Below are 21168 nucleotides of genomic sequence, written 5' to 3'. Positions count from 1 at the left end.
ATTAACTCTGATGGATTTATCCAAACGTGCCTTGGTAGCTCAGCCTGGTAGAGCGAACGCCTCGTAAGCGTTAGGTCGCGGGTTCGTACCCCGTTCAAGGCTCTGTAAAATTTTTAAAAATTGCTAGATAACTGTTAGTTTGATTCATTGAAGGTTTCAATATCTGTCTCTAGTTCTTTTCCTAAACCTTCCCACCATTGTTTTATTTGATCTGTCATATGTTCCCCTCACAATTTACCTGAAATTGTCCTTTATAGATCTGTCGGTTGATTGATAATTGATCAAACACTAACAAATTCTAATTTTCTTTTTCCTCTTGTTTGTTTTTCATTTTTCTGTAAATGATTATCATCAATGTTACACCTGCACAGCCCCAGAATAATGGTGACAATCCTGCATTAATAGTTGGTTGGAGTAATCCCATGAATCCTAATGACATAATTGCTACAAGAACTATCCCTAACATCTCTAACAGTTTGGCCATTTTTCTATCTGTTCATCTTCATAAATCAAAAAGATATATGGTTTTGTAAAACAATTGTTTTGTGGACAAATATCTGCTAGTAATTTTGATTTTTATGGTTGTAACAATTCCAATAGCATTTTTTGAACCATCTACTGGCGAACTTCGGGATCTTCCTTTGTTTCCTCTAATGTGGACTGCAATTGTAGGAATAATCGTAATTGTATTTTATAGCTCTTACAAAGAAAGAAAAGAAAAACAAGCAGCTAATGCAAAACGAAGATCTAGAAAATAATCTTAAAGTTCCAAACCAAATGATTCAGCAATACTCGAAAAGTTCACGTAAGAGTCTAAGTATTGTCTACCTTTTGAAGTGATAACAAAGGTATTCTTACCATCGAATTCTATTTTGTTGATAAGACCTGCACCTGTCAAGTTTTCTAAGAATTTTGATAATCTTGAATGTGATAAATTTGCCTTTGTAAGAAGTGAGGTCGTTTTGATGCCTTCTTGGCCAGACTGTTGAGTGACAGTTAGTAAATCTGCGACAATTTGCATACTGGTTCTATAGGAAGTCATATGTAACTAATTCTCAAACTCTGATATAAGCGTATTACCATTAATTCAGATCAGATAAATAAGCTCTGACCTAATTTTTGTCCAATGTCTTCACAATCATCTATCCCTTGGTTTGATGATTTTGTAGGTGTTGCTTATCGGTATTATGATCTAAGAATGAATGTGGTTCCGCTGTTTACTGAAAGAAAAGAGGCATCTTCCATTTGGCACGATACTATTCATTCATGGGTAGATCCATCAATCAAAATTCGCTTTTTAGAGATCAGTAAGAACTATTGGTTCATCATGGGTGCAGACTCTCAAAAACCTGATACAAACTTGGCCTTTTTCAAAGAATTACCAAAGTCTGAAAATTATGAACGATTCAAAAAAGGTCACGGTGGAGAAGCATATCTAAGATTAGGAGTATATGCAAAAAAGTCTCTTGACGATGTAAAGAAAGATGCAGTATGTCAATGTAGTCATGAAGCTCAAGATCACGATGAAGGTGATGATGATGTTTGTCTTTTTAACAAATGTTCTTGCAAAAAGTTCTCCAGTTTTCAGGTTAATTTATTAAAAAAGAAAAAAACAATAACTGACATTAAATTTCTGGAAGAAAAAGATCTAAAAAGTGATCCTCTTGTTTGGAATTGTATTAGTGTAAATAAATTTTCAAAAACAAAATAAAATCAATCTAAATGCTTGTTTACTCTGACATGATCTCCGGGATAATGCTTATCAATTTTTTTTGAATAACATTTGCCACATAATGTACCCTCTATTCCCCATTCCTCCATTCCCTTAAAATGAAATCCTACAATTTCACTACAAATTACACATTTTTCTTTTTTACCCAAAGTGCTTTAGCTCTTTTTAATCAATATAAAAAACATTCTAGAACAAATAGTCATTAGAAAAATTATGTTAAATATTACTGGTTTATACTGAATTTAGGTAGGCAGTCTGGCCAATGTAAACCTCCTGCAAGATTTTTACTTGGTTGGACTACTACCTTTGAAATTAAAATAAATTGTTTGCAAGTTTTTTCAATGCTAAAATTTCATCCTCTTCTTGTCTGATTTTCTTATCGATTACTCTAAGCATTGAATCATTCCAAACATGCTGAGAGAAAAAATTATGCTTGGTGTTTGCTAATTCTATTTCGTCATCAACAACTGTATCTTCAAGAAATTTAGTCACCACCACGTCTGCTATCTTCAAAATTCTGGAATTAAGTTTGAAACTGCGAAATATCGGCTCCAATTTCCTTATGTCTCCTTTAAAATCTCCCTTTGATTCAAGAATTTTTTTATGAAGGATTCTGAAATAAACTGCAACAAAAAACAATGTTGCATATCTTTTTGTTTTATGGCCTCCTTGTTTCCCATATTTCAGTGATCTTTTTGCAAATTCTTTTACAAGATATGGGTATAACAAAATTCTGTAATCGTCTTTTAGATTGTCATTGAAAACATCATCATATTTACTTCCTCTTGGAAGAAACTGAGCTGGCGAACTATATGCTTCAGTTGGTCTTTGTTCAATTCCTGCAACTAGTGACTGTATTGCATCTTTGGCAACGATTACTTTCTTGTGGTTATCTGGAAGATAATTGTTGTATATTGAATCTCCTTCATATTCAGATTGTTTTGATTTAGTTTTTGTATCAAACGAACCTGCTTGAATCTCATAAAAATAACCGCAATTTTTTAATTGAGACTTTATTGATTTATGAAAATCCATTAATGAAACTAAGTCTTTTCCTCTAACCGAATTTTGTGAATTTCTATATTTCGTGATATTGTTTTGCTCTTGTTCATCATCAGCTTTGATTATTGTTACTGTCATTGAACCATCCATATTCTTTGTTCTCTTAGAGTGATCAAGAATGGAATTTGATGTTTGTGCACCATTTACAATTTGTGGTGCGTGAAGCTCGATTATGTTTTCCCCCAACTCTGAAAAGTCACTAACTACAATAGTAATTCCGTTATTGTAAAAGAAAAATTTGCCTGGATTACTTTGTAATGTTTCTCTTAATCCTTTGTTCACTGTAGTCTTAAATTGCATCCATTGTCTGATATTTGATTCAAAAACATAATCTCTATTCTTGCTTACAAATTCAGTAAGTTCACGTAGCTTTAAAATCCCTAAAATTGTATTTTCATGCCTTAACATTCTTTCTAATTTTATTGATGATTTTTTACCTTCTGCGGGTTTTTTTATTCTATCCCATAATTTTTGAATTATTACTTTTTGATCAATAATCTCTACTATTTCATCTTGATAATCTACTTCTTGATCTGTTACATAGCAGCATTTTATTTTGAGCTTTTTTTCTTTTATTTTTGTAACCAACTGAGCAAGCTCTGGTCTCATTTTAACTACATCTTTTGCAAGTAATCTCTTAGCATCTTCTTTGAATTTTGCTATTGCTTCTAGCGAATGTGATGTGCCATATTTTGATTGAAATAATCTAATCGTATTATCTGAAAAATCCACTGGAAGATATGCGTCAATCCCTAGGTCATTTGCTCCATCCACAATTGCATCTGCAGCATCATCCTCTGTAGCCTCAAAAACTCTTGTCAAAACCCATTGAAGAAAATTATTTCCTTTCTCTACTTCACTCTTAGAATTTTCAGCATACTCTTGTATACTTTCTTGAATATTTTCTGTAAATCCTTCTAAAGGTTGACTAGAGTTTTTCTGAACTAGTAATGTATGTGAACCTGGTATGTATTCTAGTAATCCATTTCCGTTTTGAGACATTCATGTCTTCTAATATCCTATATATTTAGAGAATTTGGTAATTATGTAATAACTACGTTAAGGATGTAATGTGATTTGCTAAAAATATTGTCAATAATTGGAACCATTGTAGTAATTATTCTTGTAATAATTGGATTGATTCTCTCTAATACTACCGTTGAAACAAATTCTGAAGAACAAAAATTGGTTGTCAAAGGCGATATTATAATGCCTACAAAAGTGTCCCGCCCCGGATGTGAAGAAATTGATAGATGTTACATTCCTTCTGTAATTGTAATTGATTCAGGAAAACAAGTTACATGGGTAAATCAAGATTCAGCATTTCACAGTGTGACTTCGGGTTTTTATGGTGAGCCTACAGAATTATTTGATAGTGGACACATGGATCCTTTTGAATCCTACACTCTAACATTTGATGATGTTGGGACATTTGATTATTTTTGCACTCTTCATCCTTGGATGAAAGGTCAAGTTATAGTAGAATAAGGTACCCGAGGGAGTCGAACCCCCTTGTATAAGCTTTGCAGGCTCACGCATAACCGTTCTGCCAGAGTACCGTTTTAAAAAACACAAAGTGAATAATTAAACTCTTTAGATTAGAATTTACTAAATGACTTTGAAGCCAATTTTACATCCTCACCTTTTACCGTCTTTCTACTAGCATGAGAGGCCATTTCGACTGCACTTTTAGCAATACTGTCTGCTATTTCTTCTATGACTCTTCTTAATTCATCTGCTGATTCATCACTGACTCTTTCTGCTCCTGCTTTCTTGAGAATTCTATACATTGCAGATAATCCTAATTCTGATGATTTCATGAATTTGTTTTGGTTTTTTCCGAAAAAAGATAATGAGTGAAAAAATATCACTAAGGAATCGATTTATACAGACTATTTCAATAATTGATAAAGAAATGACTTGGTATTTTGATTCTCATATTCATTTATCTGATCCTGCTTATGTTTCTGATATGGAATTTACCTTAAAACAAATGGAATATTTGAAAATCAAAGCCTGTTGTGTATCTATGGATTACAAGAATTCCTTACAAACTTTGGATCTTGCAGAAAAAAGTAATCTAGTATTGCCTTTTATTGGAATTCACCCAGAATGTGCAAATGAAGGAATTGAAAATATTTCAAATCTAATTGAAAGCAAGCATGATTGTATATACGGGATAGGCGAAATTGGGTTAGATCCAACATACGTAAATCAAAATGATGATGCCAAAAAACAAAATCAAATATTTGAAACATTATTGTCTTATGCTGAAAAATTCAACAAACCTGTTTCAATTCATTCTAGAAAAAGTCTAGATGATGTTTTTCAAGTGATGACCTCATATGATACAAAACATGCATTGTTACATTGGTTTGATGGAAGTAAAAAACAACTTCAAAGAGCTATGGATATGGGTTTTTTTGTATCCTATGGGCCTGTGATGATTTATGCGAATGATAAACAAGCATTGTTATCAAAAACTGATGAATCTCAAATCCTTGTTGAAACGGATGGCCCTGTGAGGTTTTCAAAATGTTTTGAAATGAAATCTGGGCAAATTAGCTTTATTCCAAGTGTAATTTTCTGTGCTTCAAAAGTTCTAGGTAAATCCTTTGACGAAATGACCTCCTTACTTGAAAAAAATTCAAATTCATTTCTTGGAATATAGGTATAAAATACCCCCCTGTCTTTTGACGCTTAGTGGATAGAATAAAACGACTTTCATATGAGGTTCTAAATGGACACAAATCTAGATTTGGTGAAGATTTTGCTGGAAACAAAAAAGCATTAGATCAAATCTCTATTGTCCGCTCAAAAGGCTTGAAAAATGAAATTGCAGGATATATTACAAAATATATTAAAAAAGAAATTCGTGAAGAAAAAGCTAAACAAGCACGTATTGCAGATTCAAAAATCGAACAACAAGTCGCAGAACCTTCTGAAATAGAAATCTCTGTAAATGCTGAAATTGAAGAAACAGTAGAAACATCTGAGAATGTTGAATCAACTGTTGATGAAATTTCTTCTGAGACTGATAAAGAAACAACTGAATAATAAATTAAATATTATTTCTATATTTTAAATTAGATAGATATGTTTACTGTAAAATTTGTAGGTGGTGCAAAAAAATCTTTTTCTACAGAACATCTAAAAATTGATAAATCTGATATCACTATTCAAGAATTGATCAATTTACTACCTGAATTAAAACCAGAAAGTGCTCCTAAACTTGATACTGATAACGTGTTAATTGCAATTAATGGTGCTGATTCTTCTGCAATGGATGGAAAATTAACAAAAATTAAAGATAATGATGTCGTTAGCATAATCCCAATTATCCATGGTGGAGCATCAAAAAAATTTACTTTTGAATTCTCTAAAAAACAAATACAGGCCATGGAAATTAAAGGACAAAAATCAATTGATGTAAAATTCATTGATTCACTCAGAGAGAAATATCCTAAGCTTCTATTTCAAGCTGTATCTAGTAATTATATTTTAAATTCATATCATTTCAAAAAAATAATTTCATTGTCTATTGAGTCTGAAAAAAATAATATTCTACTTTCTAATAAAATTGAAACTGATATTCTTATGCGATTTGCTTTAACTACACAAATTTCTGATGCAATAAAAAATGTTGGAATTAAACCGAAATCTAATTTTATTTTGATTGCTATTGGAAATAAAAAAACACTAGATTCATTATATCGTGATCTGTTCCCTATTTCTGTAAATTTATTCTCAAAAAATAATGATGGTTATCTCAAAAAACATTTCAAAATAACAAAAAAACACATTGATTCAATTTATTCAAAAAATCCTCTATCTGATATTTTAGTAGAGAAAGCAGCAGTATTATTCTGACATACTTCGTTTAGTTTTTTCTGTACTTAGAATATCTGATTTTTTTAGTATGGAAATACCTGTTTTATTCCCTAAAATTTCTATTAATATCACTTTATCAGGAAATTCAAGAGATACTTTATTTTTTATTTTATCTGCAATTTTTGTAATTATTTCTTTACTTGATAAATCTGAATTTCGTTTCTCAATTGATATTCTATATGTTTCATTTTCTAAAATTTGATTAGATAATTCTGATGTGCTATTTTCTATTTGATCAATTTTTGATTCAATCACTTTCTGTATTGGTATGATTCTTTTACAGTATCTAATACTCCATGGCTCATCAAGAAGCATATCTTTGATTTTTCTTACAACTTCTATGGGATCAAGATGTGTCTCTGCTGTCAAGATTCCTGACATGTCTGTGATTGAGATCTTTACATCTGAATCTCCAAATTCTTCTAAAATTTCTCTTAATTCTTCCTCTGTTTCTGGTTCAAGATGCCTAGGACATGTAATAATCAGATTCATACATGTAAAATTTCTTCTTTGCTTAAAGAACCTTCCCGGATAATTTTGATTTCATTATTTTCAATTTCAATAATTGTTGATTCCCCTTTTCCTGAAATTACTCCTCCATCTACAAACACATCATATCCTTCTAAATTCTGCAAACCCTCTTCTGGATTTGTATATGATGAATCTCCTGAAACATTTGCACTAGTTCCAACAAGAAAATTACATTTTTGCAATAATTCCAATATGCATTTATTATTAGGAACTCTAATTGCAATTTTATCTTTCAAGTTTAATGATTCTTTAATTTTTTTATCTGTAATTTTCAAAATTATTGTTAGTGGTCCTGGCCAAAATTTATCGACAATTTTTTCTGCAAATTCATCAAATTGAACAATTTTCTTGGCTGTTTCTTTTGAATATGTTAAAACTGGAAGGGATTTTGAAATATTTCGAGATTTTATTTTGTATATTTTTTCTACAGATGCCTTATTGTATGGATCACAACCTATCCCATAAACGGTATCCGTAGGAAATATCACAATTCCACCATTGTTGATTATCTTAGAAGCTACTTTGATTCCTTCTTTATCACAATTAACTTTCAATATGTTCTCTAATTTTTTTTCTTTAATTATCATTTACTTTTGAATACGTTTTTAACAGTTTGTGATTTTACTTGAAAGATATGTCCTCTGCTGATTATGAAGATACTGATTTTGAAGATGATTTTGATGATAATTTTGAAGAATCTGATGAAATGTCTGATTAGATGCTTAATCCAAAACTGTCTGCAAAGTTTGTAAATGCATAATATGCTTGTAAGAATTCTCTTCCATTTTCACTTATCTTGTATTTATTTGATCCTTGATTATCTACTTTTTCTAAAAGACCTTGTGATACTAAGGTTTTCAATATTGATGAAATTCTGGAATGTGAAATGTTTGCTTTTCTAATTAGATAAGTTACTGATGCTCCATCCTCATCTTGCAAATCATCTCTAGTTGTTGCTAAAATATCCCCAATAATTTTAATATGTGTTCTATATTCTGCCATCTTTCTATGAATAATTATTTTAATTTCTATGAGAGAGGGTTGATATTTTCCAATATACTAAAAAGATAAAAGAATTTGACAAATTCACAAATTCTCCAAATTTTGAGCCTAGATTATTATTTTCCAAAATCTTCATCAAATTTTATCTTGGTCAAAGGCACTTTGCTTACTGGGATGAATAGTGCTATCAATCCACCTATTTTGATTATCATTGATGCAGGATATAGAATTGATTCTGGAAATACAAATGAATACCATCCCAAAAATTCACCCAATGCTAAAAATCCTAATCCTATTGAAACTGAAATTGCTCCTTTATTCCTATTTTCCAAATATGATAACATTGTTTCAATGGCACCGTATGCCAATAAGATAAATGAAACGGATCTGAAAATATGTTCTAACTGAACAGAAGATACTAAGAATAAAGGAAATATTCCCACGGATCTAAAATAACTAGATTTTGGAAAAAATGATTTTATGCTATGTGAAAATGCAATGAAAAAATATCCTATAGTTTGTATTGCAATTCCTAAAGTCTGAATCCATCTTTCAATATTTCCTGTTTTTGTTACAAAATCTTCAATCATATATCCAGTCCAAATAACAAAAAATCCTAAACTAATTGAAAAAAATGCAATCGTTAATCGAAATAGTGTTGGACTTCCTGTATTCCTAAATCCAATATATGACATTATTCCTATAGCAAGTCCAACCAAAAATCCTACCAAATTAAGAATATTTTCTAACAAAAATTCCAATGATGAATAGAAATCTGTTCAACTAATTATTTTAATCTGATGAATGATTACACTATTTTGTTAATCCCATTCATCTAATGACCCTGAAGTATGACCTTCTGTACTGCTTGCATAGTCTCCTAAGATGTCTGAATATTTTGATTCATTATGGGCCACAAATTTTACATATTCTCCATAACTCATATCCAAATCACAAGAGCCGCATTTTACAACTGAATAGTCCATTGCTAACTCTGCATTCTCTTTACATTTTGGGCATTTTATCCTCATGCCAATATAGATTTATGATAATTATTATTGTTTTACATTCAAAAGGTTGACTAACATTAGCTGTTTTCAGATTTTCAGAGTAGGGTGTATCGTAACTTGGTACTAGTTGGTAATATTGATTGAAAATCATAAACTATGCCCAAGAAAGGTTCAAGTCTCTAAGGACTCATTCTTTGGTAAGCTGATTAGCTGACTATGGTTTATCATCCCAAGTGTCGTATCTATCTCATGCGAGAACAATATTTTCCTAGACACGAAAGCCATTGTGAGTTTTTTTCACAATGTTCTCGCTTTACACTAATGGATATAATATCATGAATTTAGCACTAAAACAAAAAGTAAAACTTGCCATGCCTCGCCACAAAAAGACATTTTATGGATTCTATATCATTACAGCTGTTTCTATAGTGGTACTATCATTGGTGTTATAGGAGAAAAATAGGATGAAACAAAACACAACAATGTTTGTAGCAGTGGGAGTAATCATTGGATTCGGTATTGCATTTGTTGTATTTATTCAATCACCAGAAATCCAAACAACCATTGCCGACTCATCTGAGATTTATCCAAAATTCACAAATCCTAATCCTAAGACATTATCATATACGTTAATTGCTCGAGATGCTGAAATCGAAGTGTCACCTGGTGTCCAAGCTAAAGTCTGGACGTATAATGGAACAGTTCCTGCACCAACTTTGAGATTTTCAGAAGGAGATGACGTTACTGTCAAATTTGTAAATGAAACTCCTTATGCACACACAATCCATTTTCATGGAACTCATGATTCCACAAATGACGGTGTTTTTCCACAGATAATGCCTGGTGAGGAATACACGTATCATTTTGTTGCACAGGAAGCTGGCATGTTCATGTATCACTGTCATGCATTTCCAACATCTGAACATGTGAGAATGGGAATGTTTGGTGCAATGATAATTGATCCTGCAATACGTCCAATGGAGCCTGCACGAGAATACTTTTTCACTCTAAGTGAGTTTGATCCAAATAATGCATTAGAATACTTTACAGAATTTTATCCAGTAAACGGATATGCAAATCAGTACATGGATAACCCAATTCAAGTGGTTTCTGGAGAATTAACCAGATTCTATGTAATGGGAGTTGGAGGTGTATTGCAATCTCCTTTCCATGTGCATAGTACAATAATGAAAGTATATCCTTCTGGAATTTTATGGAACGAGCCATACTATGCACAAACTCATCTGATTGGAAACGGTGATACTGCAATTATAGAGGCAACATGGGATACTCCAGGAAAATATTTGTTCCATGTTCATGGAATTCAGGAAGAACGTGGCTCCATGGCAATAATTGAGGTGTTAGAAGATGCATCATCATTATCTGAGATTCAAACACCAAGTAACAACAAAGGAAGTTACTCCATGATAGAGTGGCAAGAAGATTTGATAAGATCATTGGAGCAACCACAACTAATTTCATATGATAACTTGGGAGAAACCAAAGTTAGTGATGTTCCTAAAGTAAAGACAGACAAAGTAGACATTGTAAAGGACTCATGGAGTCCTGACATTATAGAATCCTATGATCCTCTTGCAATAGAAATTGAATCAGGAACAACTGTTACATGGACAAACCAAGATTTTGTTATACACACTGTAACTGACAAGGAAAATTCATTTGATTCAGGGTTCATACAAGCAGGAAAAACATGGTCCTATCAGTTTGAAAAACCAGGAGAATTGGATTATTTCTGTACCTTACATCCTTGGATGCAGGGAACTGTTACGATAACCTAAACATGAAACCGAATTGAATATCTCAAAGATCTTAGACATTGCAACAATGGTAGTTGTATTGTGGTTCTTTATTGGCATAATTTCATTTGAATACAAAGTAATAGGTCTTGCAGAACCTCTAATCAACTTACCAAAAGAATGGAAACTCTTTTTTGACATTCTGATATGGCCATTAATTGTACTACTAGTATCTGATTTGGTAATAAAATACAGAAAAGTCAATGATCCAAAAAAATTTGTAAAAAAATATTGGATTGATATTGTAATGTTGGCTTTGATTCCAATATTCTCTGCATTCAAATTTTTAAAAGTAGCAGTAAGTTTGGTTAAGAAGTTAAAGGTGTTAAAAATGGGAACAAAGGCAGCTCATAAAACAAAAAAATCATTAAAAAAGTAATTTGATCATAATTAAAATTCTCATGATACAGATACGTCAAAATTGACCATATGCCTTGGTCAGCTGTATAGCTTACTTGTAATCTACTAGTTTTACCAGATTCTATCTACTACTATTACTAACTATAATCATGAAATCACAACAAATCTCAAACTGGGATAAAATGGTTCATGCCCCTTTCAAAAAGGTCGTAAAATTTGACCTTCTCTGCATGGGAATCGGTGTAGTGATTGGAGTGGGTATTGGAGCATACTCTGTTGCTAGTGGAATCTTTGGCTAGCAACAAACCTTATTTTTTATGATTATTGATATGACTATAATGCAATTTCAAACAGTAGAAGCATCATACACATCAAAAGAAGGGTGTAGACTTGTTTGGAAAGGAGTTGATGAGGACGATATAGATGTTATTATTCTCAACAAGAATGAATTAGAAAAACTAGTTGAAATTTTAAAAAAAAATTCTACTGGAGAAGTTGAATTAGAAGATCAATCTAGCTTTATCAGAGTTAATTCTGATGTCACACAATTCACATTAACAAATCATAGGTTGCTTGAGGCAAAAACTAGTGAAATACAAGAACAAGTTTTAGAATTTGCCAAAGTTCCACATGAACCACAATATGTTTACATTGGTTCAAAAGAATTCTATCCTTCTGTTTGGATTCGAGATGATGATAAAATATCAGAAGATGTTACTACAAAAAATCCAAAACAATCCCTCATTGAAGCCATATTGTCTTCAGAACCTGAAAAAATCAGACAAGATCTTTCTCCTACGGATTTATTCAGAGTATTTTCAACTAGACGTTCAACTAGAAAATTTCTTAAAACTAAAGTTGAGGATTGGAAAGTTGACAAAATTCTATCAGCAGCTGATGTTGCTCCCACTGCAGGAAACTTTCAAGGATTCCAAGTATTTTTAATTAAAAATGAAAAAACCAAAGAAGCCCTTGTAGAGGCTGCAAACAAGCAACCTTATGTCAATGCACCAATAGTTTTGGTATTTTGTATGGAGCCTTCTAGAGTTAAACTGAAATTCCCTCCAGAGATATTAGAGAAATTCTCATTACAAGATGCTACAATTGCAGCCGCATTTTCGCTATTGGCAGCCTCGGGTGTAGGGTTGAGTACAATATGGATTGGAATGTTTGATGAGGACAAAGTTAAGAAAATTCTGGGCACTGATTTGAGACCTTCATCAATTCTTTGCATTGGCTATCCAGACAAGAAAAAACCTCCAAAATCAAGAAGGAAACTCAAAGAACTCATCAAAGTTATAGAATAAAATCTGTAATCATTTTTATCCTGTATTGAGTAGTGTCATCATTGACCGATCTATTTGATGAGACTGCAAATTATGTACTTGATTTAGCTAGTCCTCAAAGAATGCAAATTCTATTCAAGTTATTAGAAAAAACTTCTACTCCAACTGCATTAGCAAAAGAGATTGATGCAACAAAGCAAGAAGTACATAGAAATTTCACACGATTGGAAGAAAGCGGTTTAATTGAAAAGAAAACTGATGGAAAGTACACGTTAACGACATTTGGACAGACAGTATGTACTCAAGTGCCATCATTAGTTTTTCTTACACAAAATAGGACATATTTTGAAGAACATAATTTTGGAGAAATTCCACATAAATTCAAAATGCGTTGTGGACAATTAGCAGCAAGTCAACATGTTAAGGGTTTTTCTAAAATAATGGAACAGTGGAAAAATGTTTACAAAAATTCTGATGATTACATCTATGAAATATTGTCAGAAGTTCCTTTAGACTTGATAGAGCCTCTGATAAAGAAAGTCAAAAAAGGTGTAAAGTTTGATTATGTTTTTTCTGAATCTGCAGTAGTTCCAAAAGGAAGAAAAACCCTTCTCAAGAAATTGGGATTTGATAAATTGATAGATGACGGATTAATTCAAAGAAAAATGGCAAAAAATGTTCAAACAGTACTTGTAATGAATGAGAAAGAGGCATGCATAATGTTTCCAACAGTTGATGGGGAGGCTGATATTAGTGAGATGTTTTATTCAGAGGATCCAATGTTTCATGAGTGGTGTCTTGACTATTTCAGATATTGTTGGTATGGCTCTGATGTTTTCAAAGAGAGTAAATTAAAAGAATAACACGTAATTCTGTGTCCATTTTCATCCCCAATTTGGTAGGTGAATCCCCGTGGAGTTGAATCTAAAACAAATAATTTTTTATTCCTTTTTTCTTTACATTCAAAAAAAGATAAAAGGAGTTTAGTATTCATAATTTTCATGAGTCGCACTTGTACCAAATGCAAAAATTCTATTCCTGATAGCGAAGAATTAGGAGTTGTCGCTGCAAAGTACCCAACATGTAACAAATGCTGGGCTGAATGGAAAGAGTATCAAATTATGGTCATGAATGAGATGAAATTAGACATGTCTATGTTAGATCACAGAAAATTATTAAAAAAACATGAAAAAATCTTTGTAGGTGTTTTGTCTTCAGAAGGGGAAGTGATTGATTATACTAATGAAGATAATCGTAAGCCTGATGAACCTACAAATGCCTAAAATTTCAAATGTTTTTTAGCATTTTCTGGAATAACTAACATAATTCGTTTTTTGGAATTTTCATCCAAATCGCTGATTATTTTTTTAATGGTGTTGGAAAGTATGTCTCTCTCGTTTTCTTCCAATGTCAAAAATATCTCTAATATTCCATCAATGTTGAAAGTGATTAGTTTTTGTGGTGATCGTGCAACTTCGGTGATATAAGCTGAAAAAAGTCCTTCTCTTTGTTCTTCTGTTAATAATGTTAAAATTTTAAGCCATGTTTTGAAAAGTTTTGAAAAGTTAGGAAAAGGAATTGTAGGTCCTGCTTCTAATGCGTTGTTAATAACTTCCATTTTTTCAGGTTCTGATAATGAAAAGAATTCTATCATCCTCTTTTTTAAAATTGGATTTCTTAGAAAATCCGGCAAATTAGCCAAATTGATAATTATATTTCCTGCAAAGTTTTCGCCAACCATCGATCTAAACGAATCACTGTTGAATATAAAATCATGTGAAAATACTTTAGCTTAAATAAACGAAATAGAAGCTGAACAACATGACATCTACTGTTGTTGTTGGAGGATTTTTTGGTGATGAGGGCAAAGGAAAGATAATCTCATATTTGGCAATCAAAGATAACCCAAAAATTATTGTGCGTGGTGGCGCTGGTCCAAATGCTGGACATACAATTAGAGATGGAGATAAAGTGTACAAAGTAAGAATGCTTCCTAGTGGATTTTTAAATGAAAATGCTAAAGTAATGATTGGACCTGGTGTTGTGATCAACCCTGATGTTCTCAACAAGGAAATTCAAGATTTTGATGTTACGGGTCGTGCATTTATTGACAAACATTGTGGAATTATTGAAGAAATTCATCTAAACAGAGATTCAAAAGGTGAATTAAAAGAAAAAATTGGAAGCACGGGCTCAGGCACAGGTCCTGCAAATGCTGATCGTGCAATGAGAGTTTTAAAACTTGCAAAAGATTTTGATTCTTTATCTTCATTAATCACTGATGTCTCATTAGAGGTAAATTCTGCACTTGACGCAAATGAAAATGTCTTAGTAGAAGGAACCCAAGGCACATTTCTTTCATTGTGGCATGGAACATATCCATTTGTAACCTCAAAAGATGTCACTGCGTCTGGAATTTGTGCTGATATTGGTCTTGGTCCTACCAAAGTGAATGAAGTAATTGTTGTTTTCAAATCCTATGTTACACGTGTTGGAACTGGACCTCTTGACAAAGAACTTTCTCTTGAGGATGCAGAAAAAAAAGGCTGGTCTGAATTTGGTACTGTTACTGGTCGTCAAAGAAGAGCCGCAGATTTTGATTTTGATTTAGCTAGGCGTGCAATCATGCTTAATAGCGCAACACAAATTGCAATCACCAAACTAGATGTGATCTTTACAGATTGTGCGGGAAAAACTTCTTACGATGAACTATCTGATGATGCAAAAGCATTCATCACAAATATTGAAAAAGAATTAAACACGCCTGTTACAATTATTGGAACTGGTCCAGCTGTCAACGATGTTGTTGATAGAAGAATCTAGGCTCCTTTTTTTTGGATAAGTTTAATTTGTTAATCTACTTGTAATCCCTGTGGACAAGTTACAAACTACTGATAAATTACCACGCTACATTCAAGTTCATTCAACTTTAGAATTTACTAGGCTCGTCTGTGCATTAGAACGTGCTCCACGCGTTTCATTTTTACACGATTATAATGGAAAAAAAATTCTATCCGTACAAATGGATGTTTTAAAAGAAAAACCCATTGTCTATTACACTCATCTAGAAAATAATGGTCATTATCTTTGCTATGGTCTAAAAGGAGGAAAAGAAGAATCTGAAATTGTAGACACAACTTCTGACGCTAGCAAGCTATATTCTCCAATTGTTAGAATAAAATCTCTCCCTAAAACACTCCAACCTGGAAATGGTACTTTAGATAGATATCAACCAATCCAACTTGAAGATATGTCTAGTCTTGCAAAGCTCACTTGGGGCTTTGAAGAAATTCCGTTCCCGTTGTTCCTGTTCCCACATAATAACAAATGGCTAATTGGTGTCTTTATGAATTTCAATGATGAAGGAACATCTTATTTTTGTCATGTTGTCTTGGATTCTGATCCACAAAAACCCTTTTTGAAATTTACAACTTCAAACAGCTCTCAACCTACTTTCGTAGAAAATCCTTCTGAACATGGTTTTTCTTATATCAAAATAATAAAATTAAAAGACACTCATCCACTAGTAGATTATGGCCACCTTCAAAACTAGACTTTCACAGATTTCAAAAACTAATGGCAAAGTCATTCTTGCCAATGATTATGATCCCTCTGTAAAAAATTTAGAATCAAAAACTATTCAAAATATCAAACAACTACATCCATTTCTTTGCGGGATTAAACTAAATTTCCACTTACTTTTACCTTTGAGTGGAAAAGAAATTCTAAACATAAACAAAACAGCTCACAAGTATGGATTACAAACAATTGCAGATATCAAACTTAATGATATTGGAAATACCAATAGAGTAACATCTGAGAATTTATGGGCTTTGGGATTTGACGCAGTAATTGCAAATCCAATAATGGGTCTTGACAGTCTAAAGAATCTTGTAAAATCTGCTCACAAAAATGGAAAAGGGGTAATTACATTATGTCACATGAGTGCACCTGAGGCCAAATTATCATACGATATGGAAATCAAAATGGGTAAAAAGCAACAATTGTACCAACTGTTTTTAGATTGGGCACTTACTTCAAAGGTTGATGGGATTGTTGTAGGAGCTACTTTTCCAAAAATTATTCAATTTTGTTCTAAAAAAGCAGGAAAAAATTTGAGTATTTTCTCCCCTGGTGTAGGGACCCAAGGTGGAAACGCAAATGAAGTAATTTCCTCTGGGACTAATTACTTGATTGTTGGAAGAACAATTTTGAATGCTAAAAACCCTGTAGATGTTGCAAAAGAATTACAACTACAGAGTTTTGGAAAGTAACATCTGTGCTTTTGTTAAAACTGTCTTTGCATTATCAAATGTAGTTTTTTCCATTGCAGTATTGTAATCCATCCATGTATAATCAAGATGTTCATGTGAAATCTTGACATCTGTTTCTTTTGTTTCAGCTAAGAAAAATACAACTTTTTTATGAACTAATTCTCCCTGATACTGAAAATTATACTCAATCCATTCTTCAAAGTTTTCTAAGAAAACAATATCTGTGATTCCAGTCTCTTCTTGTGTTTCTCTAATTGCTGTTTCTTTAATTGATTCGCCTTTTTCCATTTTCCCCTTTACAAAGTCCCAATGACCTGAAGGATAATGTAAAAGCAAAAATAAATTCCCTGTACCTTCTTTTCGAAATAATACAATTCCTGCAGATGTTTCTTCAATCATTTCCCTAGTCTTCTTTTCCTCTCTTGATAAGTCCTAATCGCCCGCATTAAATCTATTTTTCTAAATTCAGGCCAAAAAATATCCATAAAGACTAATTCACTATATGCACTTTGCCACATGAGAAATCCACTTAATCTTTTTTCTCCTGACGTTCTTAATATCATGTCTGGAGATGATTGTGGTAAATGTGATGTGTATAGATTTAATTCAATTTCTTGTTTGTTAATGTCTTTTACATCCAATGATCCTTCTTTGATTTTCTCTCCAATTTTCTTTACAGCATCAACTAGTTCATTTTGTCCACCATATGCAAGTGCAATGTTTAGAAAATGATTGTCATATTCGTTTGTTGCATCATCTAATTGTTTTAGAACTTTCTTGATGGATTCTGGAAGTAATTCAATTCTTCCAATTCCTTTTACTCTCATCTGACTCTTATGGATTCGAGGATCATTGAGTAATTTCTCTAATCGCAAACGGATTAATTCATAGAGGTATTTCAATTCCTCGTCATCTCTGTTGAGATTTTCTGCTGAAAGTGCGTATAAGGTGACAATTTTGATATCGAATTCTTCACACCAATCAAGAAGGTTTTCTACGGCATCAGCTCCTTTCCAATGTCCACTTTTTGGCATCGATAGATGTCTTTTTGCCCATCTTCTATTGCCATCTAAAATTAAAGCGACATGGTTTGGAATATCCCCATTCTGAATTTCACTTTCTAATCTTTTTCCATAGATCTTATAGAGTCCCGATAATTGAAAAACTAAATCTTTAATCTTGCTAATATCATACCACCACTTGATGATTCATACATGATTGAAGATATCAGTGTTTTTCAGATATTAACATAATTATTCATAGAATAAATTAGTCTGAAATCATCTCTTGATCTTTATGTTTTCTATATTTTTTGAATAGAATTGTGGCTGAAATCAATGTTACTGCCAAGCCTCCCAATAGTGGGGGAATTAGAGTAAGTGAAGGTTCATCGTTTATCATGATATTTGTGAATTGAAATATTGTTGGATAAAGGGCACCTAGAACAACAATTCTTAAAATGTCACTAATTTGTCTTGGAATTCCTCCCATCCAATTACTTAGTAATGTTCCAGCAAAGATTGCGCCCATACCAATCCATAAAATTGGTAATGCCCCTGATACAAATTGTCCAACAATCACTTTGTTTGTAACTTTTGCAATCAATTCTGTATCTGCTTCAATCAATTCTGTATCTACAGTACTAACTCCAGCTGGAACTGACGAAAGAATAAGTAAAACTCCTGCTATCATAGTAAAAATTCTGATAAAACCCATGGGTGTTGGTTTTGCCCATCTTGACCATATTCTGTCTATATCAAATGCTCTAATCAAAAATGCACCACCTAGAATACTAACAAGCACTGCAAATATTTCTGCAGTATATCCAAACACTGTAGCTGCTCCTCCGATCAACAAAAGAATTCCTGGAACTCCTAAAAAGAATTTTGAATATTTTGAATCATACACAAGCATTTTAAGATATTTTCCAAACACTGCATAAGAATACTCTACACTTCTACTTACTTTCATTACAACTCGTTGTACTGAAACTACTGGAAGTACATTTTGAATTACAGGAATAACACTTTCATCATCTTCTCCATCTGATACAATTACTGCACCGTTTGCAGAAAAATTTTCTAAAACTTTTCTTGTTTCAACAAGAATCTTTTCATCTGCCTGAACTCCTCTATCCTTAACTCCTGCAATAGTTACAACTTCTACTTGGTAACCTTTACTGACTAAATCTTCATATGTTTTAATTGCCGCAAAAATGGAATTTGAATCTGCATCTTCTGGATCTTCCAAAGCTAATCTTTGAGCTGCTTCAATACATGCATCTCTCCCAATTACTGGTGTGAGAATTCCTGTTTTTTCTCCTACATCATTATCTCTATCAATACAAATTACTAGTAATCTGTTTGCGGTAGATGCATTAACCTCTTTTTCAACTCTACCTTTTTGATGAGACATTCTAATTCTAGTTACATAATTGCTTTTTAACGATTTCCAACCAATATGAATAGTAAAATTCGGTATTGAGGCTAATCTGGCCTTGTTTGGTCAGACATTTTGACAAATTCTACTGACTCTTTTTTTAGAGATTCTATCTTTTCTAAAATTTTATTCATTTCCTCTTCATTACTCTCATTTTCAATCATGCTGGCTAAAACTTTGGTTTCTACAATGTACGAGTTGAATGATTTTAAAGCATCCATGTAATTGATATAACTTGTTTGCCATTCTTCTGATGGTTTTGATGTCACAAACTCACTAATCTGTGCAGTTACTTGAGACGATGTCACTTCAGTCATTGCAATATATTCTTGAGGGGATATTTTCCCACTTTGCATGTTTTGATATTCAAGTTCGATTGATTCTTGTAAAACCTCATGGATTTTTTTTACCCCGTCCAAATAATTCTCATAGTCAGTTACTATGAATGTTGTAGGATCATTCTGAGGAATAGCATATAGCAAAAAACTCGCACCCGTTATTGCTGCTAAAATAATCACTGTTACTACTATTCCTTTTTTTGACGCCATTTTGTTTTTTCATTAATAAGGAGTTTATAATTGATAATAATCGATAAGTTCTTAGTTTTCTAAACAAATTTTTGAAAAAACATCATTTTTCTGCTTCTTATTGATATTTTTCTAAAAAACCATCCCGATATTTGAAATTACACACAAAATTGATTTTTTGATGCCTAAAAAATTTACGCACATCTAGTCTATAGTGAAATAATTTTCACAGCCTCTGCCTAAATACCACCAAGTTTGACAAATTTCATAATGGTTCAAGCATATTGCGTAAAATGCAGAGCAAAAAGGGACATTAAAGATCCCAAAGAAACTACTCTAAAGAACGGACGTCCTGCTGTAAAAGGTACGTGTCCAACATGTGGTACAAACGTCTTCCGTATAGGAAAGATGGATTAGGCATCAAACAAGGTCCACACGATTCTCTTTTTCAAAACCCATATAGGGTCTACCATACATTATTTTTTAGTGACTAAAACAGATTACGAGAATCTACTTAAACGTATTCAGGACAAGCTGGGTGATACCGATAAAGAATCACAAACCCGATTTGAGCTTCCTGTGGTAGATGTGATGTGGGAAGGCCAAAAGACTTTCTTACGAAATTTCTCAGAATTCCCAAAGGTTTTACGAAGAGATCCAGACAAAGTTCTACAATACCTTTCAAAAGAATTTGCCGTTCCAGCAGAAAGATTAGGGGATAAGGCTATGTTTGTAGGTAGAAGAGCTCCTGATGATTTTACAAGATTATTTCAAATCTACGTTAAGGATTATCTTGAATGTCCAACATGTAAAAGTCCTGATACAAAAATCCTCAAAGAAAATAGAATATCATTTTTAATTTGTGAGGCATGCGGAGCAAAATCTACTTTGAAAGGTAAATATGCGTAATGCAATTCTCAGTACGAACTACTAACTACCAAAACCAATCTATGTTAAATATTTGTGATGTTGATCTTTTGGGAAAAAAAATCATTGAAGGTGAACTAACTATGCACATAAGTGAAAGCTATTACGGAGAAAGATTTGTTGAGAAAGATGAAGCTGAATCTCTATTGAAAACTTCATCAATAATTAACATGGCTGGAAAAGAAACTGTATCTTTATCTCTTAAACTTGGAATTGGTTCAGAACTTGCAGTTAAAACAGTTTCAGATGTTCCCTTCTTAATAATTTTTAATATGTAATAGATTGATTTGACTTTGCAAACTTTTTTTGT

The 21168-nt window shown here is 32.4% G+C and carries 33 protein-coding genes and 1 tRNA gene; 19 read left to right on the top strand and 15 right to left on the bottom strand.

Translation table 11 applies throughout. From position 1 onward, the window contains the following. The first annotated feature begins 28 nt into the window (after positions 1-28). Positions 29-102 (top strand) — tRNA-Thr (locus OEW78_RS02400). Between the two features lie 196 nt (positions 103-298). On the opposite strand, the gene OEW78_RS02395 is transcribed toward OEW78_RS02400, so the two are convergent. Then, positions 299-484 (bottom strand): hypothetical protein, encoded by a 186-nt coding sequence (locus OEW78_RS02395; protein WP_300323509.1) that lies wholly within the window; start codon positions 482-484, stop codon positions 299-301. A 61-nt stretch (positions 485-545) separates the two neighbouring features. Here OEW78_RS02395 and OEW78_RS02390 point away from each other — a divergent pair, with 61 nt between their 5' ends. Further along, positions 546-758 carry a hypothetical protein gene (locus tag OEW78_RS02390; protein WP_300323507.1) on the top strand — a complete coding sequence of 71 codons (213 nt, stop codon included), beginning with the start codon at positions 546-548 and terminating at the stop codon, positions 756-758. A gap of 2 nt (positions 759-760) precedes the next feature. On the opposite strand, the gene OEW78_RS02385 is transcribed toward OEW78_RS02390, so the two are convergent. After that, positions 761-1021: a winged helix-turn-helix domain-containing protein gene (locus OEW78_RS02385; protein WP_366523018.1), complete on the bottom strand. Its 261-nt coding sequence runs from the start codon at positions 1019-1021 to the stop codon at positions 761-763. Positions 1022-1126: 105 nt separating this feature from the next. Here OEW78_RS02385 and OEW78_RS02380 point away from each other — a divergent pair, with 105 nt between their 5' ends. Beyond that, the gene (locus tag OEW78_RS02380; protein WP_300323501.1) at positions 1127-1711 is read left to right on the top strand and encodes a hypothetical protein; all 585 of its coding nucleotides are present in this window, start codon (positions 1127-1129) and stop codon (positions 1709-1711) included. Between the two features lie 2 nt (positions 1712-1713). Here the strand turns inward: OEW78_RS02380 and OEW78_RS02375 are convergent, their stop codons facing one another. After that, positions 1714-1881, bottom strand: coding sequence for a hypothetical protein (locus tag OEW78_RS02375; RefSeq protein ID WP_300323499.1), 168 nt, complete (start codon positions 1879-1881; stop codon positions 1714-1716). Positions 1882-2044: 163 nt separating this feature from the next. Then, positions 2045-3796 (bottom strand): AIPR family protein, encoded by a 1752-nt coding sequence (locus OEW78_RS02370; protein ID WP_300323496.1) that lies wholly within the window; start codon positions 3794-3796, stop codon positions 2045-2047. A 135-nt stretch (positions 3797-3931) separates the two neighbouring features. On the opposite strand from OEW78_RS02370, the gene OEW78_RS02365 reads away from it, so the two are divergent. Continuing rightward, positions 3932-4282, top strand: coding sequence for a plastocyanin/azurin family copper-binding protein (locus OEW78_RS02365; RefSeq protein ID WP_366523017.1), 351 nt, complete (start codon positions 3932-3934; stop codon positions 4280-4282). Between the two features lie 110 nt (positions 4283-4392). Here the strand turns inward: OEW78_RS02365 and OEW78_RS02360 are convergent, their stop codons facing one another. After that, positions 4393-4614 (bottom strand): histone, encoded by a 222-nt coding sequence (locus OEW78_RS02360; protein ID WP_300323492.1) that lies wholly within the window; start codon positions 4612-4614, stop codon positions 4393-4395. A 32-nt stretch (positions 4615-4646) separates the two neighbouring features. Between OEW78_RS02360 and OEW78_RS02355 the strand changes: the two genes are divergently transcribed. From OEW78_RS02355 to cgi121, 3 genes are read left to right on the top strand one after another with little or no spacing between them, the layout of a single operon-like run. Further along, positions 4647-5465 (top strand): TatD family hydrolase, encoded by an 819-nt coding sequence (locus OEW78_RS02355; RefSeq protein WP_300323490.1) that lies wholly within the window; start codon positions 4647-4649, stop codon positions 5463-5465. Positions 5466-5497: 32 nt separating this feature from the next. Further along, entirely contained in the window at positions 5498-5851 is a 354-nt protein-coding gene (locus tag OEW78_RS02350; protein ID WP_300323487.1) for a hypothetical protein, read from the top strand. Between the two features lie 39 nt (positions 5852-5890). Then, positions 5891-6664: a KEOPS complex subunit Cgi121 gene (gene cgi121, locus OEW78_RS02345; protein ID WP_300323484.1), complete on the top strand. Its 774-nt coding sequence runs from the start codon at positions 5891-5893 to the stop codon at positions 6662-6664. On the opposite strand, the gene OEW78_RS02340 is transcribed toward cgi121, so the two are convergent. The 5 genes from OEW78_RS02340 to OEW78_RS02320 all read right to left on the bottom strand — a co-directional run bounded on the left by OEW78_RS02340 (position 6656) and on the right by OEW78_RS02320 (position 9249). Then, positions 6656-7177 (bottom strand): THUMP domain-containing protein, encoded by a 522-nt coding sequence (locus tag OEW78_RS02340; protein WP_300323482.1) that lies wholly within the window; start codon positions 7175-7177, stop codon positions 6656-6658. The genes cgi121 and OEW78_RS02340 overlap by 9 nt on opposite strands. After that, positions 7174-7770, bottom strand: coding sequence for an L-threonylcarbamoyladenylate synthase (locus OEW78_RS02335; protein WP_300323479.1), 597 nt, complete (start codon positions 7768-7770; stop codon positions 7174-7176). Before OEW78_RS02335 ends, OEW78_RS02340 begins: the two co-directional genes overlap by 4 nt. Positions 7771-7930: 160 nt before the next feature. Further along, the gene (locus OEW78_RS02330; protein ID WP_300323476.1) at positions 7931-8218 is read right to left on the bottom strand and encodes a winged helix-turn-helix domain-containing protein; all 288 of its coding nucleotides are present in this window, start codon (positions 8216-8218) and stop codon (positions 7931-7933) included. 116 nt (positions 8219-8334) lie between these two features. Next, positions 8335-8979: a hypothetical protein gene (locus OEW78_RS02325; protein ID WP_300323472.1), complete on the bottom strand. Its 645-nt coding sequence runs from the start codon at positions 8977-8979 to the stop codon at positions 8335-8337. Between the two features lie 60 nt (positions 8980-9039). Further along, on the bottom strand, positions 9040-9249 hold the full coding sequence (locus OEW78_RS02320) for a hypothetical protein (RefSeq protein WP_300323469.1): 210 nt from the start codon (positions 9247-9249) through the stop codon (positions 9040-9042). A 443-nt stretch (positions 9250-9692) separates the two neighbouring features. On the opposite strand from OEW78_RS02320, the gene OEW78_RS02315 reads away from it, so the two are divergent. From OEW78_RS02315 to OEW78_RS02290, 6 genes are all read left to right on the top strand, one after another. Continuing rightward, a complete protein-coding gene (locus OEW78_RS02315) occupies positions 9693-11027 on the top strand; it encodes a multicopper oxidase domain-containing protein (RefSeq protein ID WP_300323466.1) in 1335 nt (444 codons plus the stop codon). Between the two features lie 13 nt (positions 11028-11040). Further along, positions 11041-11424, top strand: a complete 384-nt coding sequence (locus OEW78_RS02310; protein ID WP_300323463.1) for a hypothetical protein — start codon at positions 11041-11043, stop codon at positions 11422-11424. Between the two features lie 130 nt (positions 11425-11554). Further along, on the top strand, positions 11555-11704 hold the full coding sequence (locus tag OEW78_RS02305; RefSeq protein WP_300323460.1) for a hypothetical protein: 150 nt from the start codon (positions 11555-11557) through the stop codon (positions 11702-11704). Between the two features lie 39 nt (positions 11705-11743). Beyond that, positions 11744-12712 carry a nitroreductase family protein gene (locus tag OEW78_RS02300; protein WP_366523013.1) on the top strand — a complete coding sequence of 323 codons (969 nt, stop codon included), beginning with the start codon at positions 11744-11746 and terminating at the stop codon, positions 12710-12712. Positions 12713-12753: 41 nt separating this feature from the next. Further along, positions 12754-13554, top strand: coding sequence for a helix-turn-helix domain-containing protein (locus OEW78_RS02295; RefSeq protein WP_300323456.1), 801 nt, complete (start codon positions 12754-12756; stop codon positions 13552-13554). Between the two features lie 138 nt (positions 13555-13692). Continuing rightward, positions 13693-13974 (top strand): Fe(2+)-trafficking protein, encoded by a 282-nt coding sequence (locus OEW78_RS02290; RefSeq protein ID WP_300323453.1) that lies wholly within the window; start codon positions 13693-13695, stop codon positions 13972-13974. Here OEW78_RS02290 and OEW78_RS02285 read toward each other — a convergent pair. Then, entirely contained in the window at positions 13971-14432 is a 462-nt protein-coding gene (locus OEW78_RS02285) for a hypothetical protein (RefSeq protein WP_300323450.1), read from the bottom strand. The genes OEW78_RS02290 and OEW78_RS02285 overlap by 4 nt on opposite strands. An 80-nt stretch (positions 14433-14512) precedes the next feature. Between OEW78_RS02285 and OEW78_RS02280 the strand changes: the two genes are divergently transcribed. The 3 genes from OEW78_RS02280 to OEW78_RS02270 are packed head-to-tail and all read left to right on the top strand — an operon-like array spanning position 14513 to position 16965. Next, a complete protein-coding gene (locus tag OEW78_RS02280) occupies positions 14513-15514 on the top strand; it encodes an adenylosuccinate synthetase (RefSeq protein ID WP_300323447.1) in 1002 nt (333 codons plus the stop codon). Positions 15515-15563: 49 nt separating this feature from the next. Beyond that, on the top strand, positions 15564-16244 hold the full coding sequence (locus tag OEW78_RS02275; protein WP_300323444.1) for a hypothetical protein: 681 nt from the start codon (positions 15564-15566) through the stop codon (positions 16242-16244). Beyond that, positions 16225-16965, top strand: coding sequence for an orotidine 5'-phosphate decarboxylase (locus OEW78_RS02270; RefSeq protein WP_300323441.1), 741 nt, complete (start codon positions 16225-16227; stop codon positions 16963-16965). Before OEW78_RS02275 ends, OEW78_RS02270 begins: the two co-directional genes overlap by 20 nt. Here OEW78_RS02270 and OEW78_RS02265 read toward each other — a convergent pair. The 4 genes from OEW78_RS02265 to OEW78_RS02250 form a co-directional block, all read right to left on the bottom strand. Then, complete coding sequence (locus tag OEW78_RS02265) at positions 16945-17364, bottom strand: NUDIX domain-containing protein (RefSeq protein ID WP_300323439.1); 420 nt, start codon at positions 17362-17364, stop codon at positions 16945-16947. The genes OEW78_RS02270 and OEW78_RS02265 overlap by 21 nt on opposite strands. Next, positions 17361-18104, bottom strand: coding sequence for a polyprenyl diphosphate synthase (gene uppS, locus OEW78_RS02260; protein ID WP_366523016.1), 744 nt, complete (start codon positions 18102-18104; stop codon positions 17361-17363). The genes OEW78_RS02265 and uppS overlap by 4 nt, the downstream gene beginning before the upstream one ends. A 130-nt stretch (positions 18105-18234) precedes the next feature. Beyond that, positions 18235-19380, bottom strand: a complete 1146-nt coding sequence (locus OEW78_RS02255; protein ID WP_300323436.1) for a DUF373 family protein — start codon at positions 19378-19380, stop codon at positions 18235-18237. A 71-nt stretch (positions 19381-19451) separates the two neighbouring features. Next, complete coding sequence (locus OEW78_RS02250; protein ID WP_300323433.1) at positions 19452-19952, bottom strand: hypothetical protein; 501 nt, start codon at positions 19950-19952, stop codon at positions 19452-19454. Between the two features lie 249 nt (positions 19953-20201). Between OEW78_RS02250 and OEW78_RS02245 the strand changes: the two genes are divergently transcribed. The 3 genes from OEW78_RS02245 to OEW78_RS02235 all read left to right on the top strand — a co-directional run bounded on the left by OEW78_RS02245 (position 20202) and on the right by OEW78_RS02235 (position 21136). Continuing rightward, positions 20202-20348, top strand: a complete 147-nt coding sequence (locus OEW78_RS02245; RefSeq protein ID WP_300323430.1) for a DUF5679 domain-containing protein — start codon at positions 20202-20204, stop codon at positions 20346-20348. A 69-nt stretch (positions 20349-20417) separates the two neighbouring features. After that, on the top strand, positions 20418-20840 hold the full coding sequence (locus OEW78_RS02240; RefSeq protein WP_016940216.1) for a translation initiation factor IF-2 subunit beta: 423 nt from the start codon (positions 20418-20420) through the stop codon (positions 20838-20840). Next, positions 20840-21136, top strand: coding sequence for a DUF424 domain-containing protein (locus OEW78_RS02235; RefSeq protein ID WP_300323426.1), 297 nt, complete (start codon positions 20840-20842; stop codon positions 21134-21136). The genes OEW78_RS02240 and OEW78_RS02235 overlap by 1 nt, the downstream gene beginning before the upstream one ends. The last annotated feature ends 32 nt before the right edge of the window (positions 21137-21168 follow it).

It is taken from the genome of Candidatus Nitrosopumilus sp., assembly GCF_029882185.1.
Classification (GTDB): Archaea; Thermoproteota; Nitrososphaeria; order Nitrososphaerales; family Nitrosopumilaceae; genus Nitrosopumilus.
This window is presented reverse-complemented; position numbering and strand designations above follow the sequence as displayed.

Excerpts from the sequence above, each read along its gene's own strand:
- OEW78_RS02280 (WP_300323447.1), top strand. The coding sequence starts at position 14,513 with ATGACATCTACTGTTGTTGTTGGAGGATTTTTTGGTGATGAGGGCAAA.
- OEW78_RS02300 (WP_366523013.1), top strand. The coding sequence starts at position 11,744 with ATGCAATTTCAAACAGTAGAAGCATCATACACATCAAAAGAAGGGTGT.
- OEW78_RS02360 (WP_300323492.1), bottom strand. The coding sequence starts at position 4,614 with ATGAAATCATCAGAATTAGGATTATCTGCAATGTATAGAATTCTCAAG.
- OEW78_RS02340 (WP_300323482.1), bottom strand. The coding sequence starts at position 7,177 with ATGAATCTGATTATTACATGTCCTAGGCATCTTGAACCAGAAACAGAG.
- OEW78_RS02245 (WP_300323430.1), top strand. The coding sequence starts at position 20,202 with ATGGTTCAAGCATATTGCGTAAAATGCAGAGCAAAAAGGGACATTAAA.
- OEW78_RS02370 (WP_300323496.1), bottom strand. The coding sequence starts at position 3,796 with ATGTCTCAAAACGGAAATGGATTACTAGAATACATACCAGGTTCACAT.
- OEW78_RS02250 (WP_300323433.1), bottom strand. The coding sequence starts at position 19,952 with ATGGCGTCAAAAAAAGGAATAGTAGTAACAGTGATTATTTTAGCAGCA.
- OEW78_RS02235 (WP_300323426.1), top strand. The coding sequence starts at position 20,840 with ATGCAATTCTCAGTACGAACTACTAACTACCAAAACCAATCTATGTTA.
- OEW78_RS02265 (WP_300323439.1), bottom strand. The coding sequence starts at position 17,364 with ATGATTGAAGAAACATCTGCAGGAATTGTATTATTTCGAAAAGAAGGT.
- OEW78_RS02320 (WP_300323469.1), bottom strand. The coding sequence starts at position 9,249 with ATGAGGATAAAATGCCCAAAATGTAAAGAGAATGCAGAGTTAGCAATG.
- OEW78_RS02270 (WP_300323441.1), top strand. The coding sequence starts at position 16,225 with ATGGCCACCTTCAAAACTAGACTTTCACAGATTTCAAAAACTAATGGC.
- OEW78_RS02255 (WP_300323436.1), bottom strand. The coding sequence starts at position 19,380 with ATGTCTCATCAAAAAGGTAGAGTTGAAAAAGAGGTTAATGCATCTACC.
- OEW78_RS02330 (WP_300323476.1), bottom strand. The coding sequence starts at position 8,218 with ATGGCAGAATATAGAACACATATTAAAATTATTGGGGATATTTTAGCA.
- OEW78_RS02395 (WP_300323509.1), bottom strand. The coding sequence starts at position 484 with ATGGCCAAACTGTTAGAGATGTTAGGGATAGTTCTTGTAGCAATTATG.
- OEW78_RS02290 (WP_300323453.1), top strand. The coding sequence starts at position 13,693 with ATGAGTCGCACTTGTACCAAATGCAAAAATTCTATTCCTGATAGCGAA.
- OEW78_RS02385 (WP_366523018.1), bottom strand. The coding sequence starts at position 1,021 with ATGCAAATTGTCGCAGATTTACTAACTGTCACTCAACAGTCTGGCCAA.
- OEW78_RS02355 (WP_300323490.1), top strand. The coding sequence starts at position 4,647 with ATGAGTGAAAAAATATCACTAAGGAATCGATTTATACAGACTATTTCA.
- cgi121 (WP_300323484.1), top strand. The coding sequence starts at position 5,891 with ATGTTTACTGTAAAATTTGTAGGTGGTGCAAAAAAATCTTTTTCTACA.
- OEW78_RS02305 (WP_300323460.1), top strand. The coding sequence starts at position 11,555 with ATGAAATCACAACAAATCTCAAACTGGGATAAAATGGTTCATGCCCCT.
- OEW78_RS02380 (WP_300323501.1), top strand. The coding sequence starts at position 1,127 with ATGTCTTCACAATCATCTATCCCTTGGTTTGATGATTTTGTAGGTGTT.
- OEW78_RS02285 (WP_300323450.1), bottom strand. The coding sequence starts at position 14,432 with ATGGTTGGCGAAAACTTTGCAGGAAATATAATTATCAATTTGGCTAAT.
- OEW78_RS02315 (WP_300323466.1), top strand. The coding sequence starts at position 9,693 with ATGAAACAAAACACAACAATGTTTGTAGCAGTGGGAGTAATCATTGGA.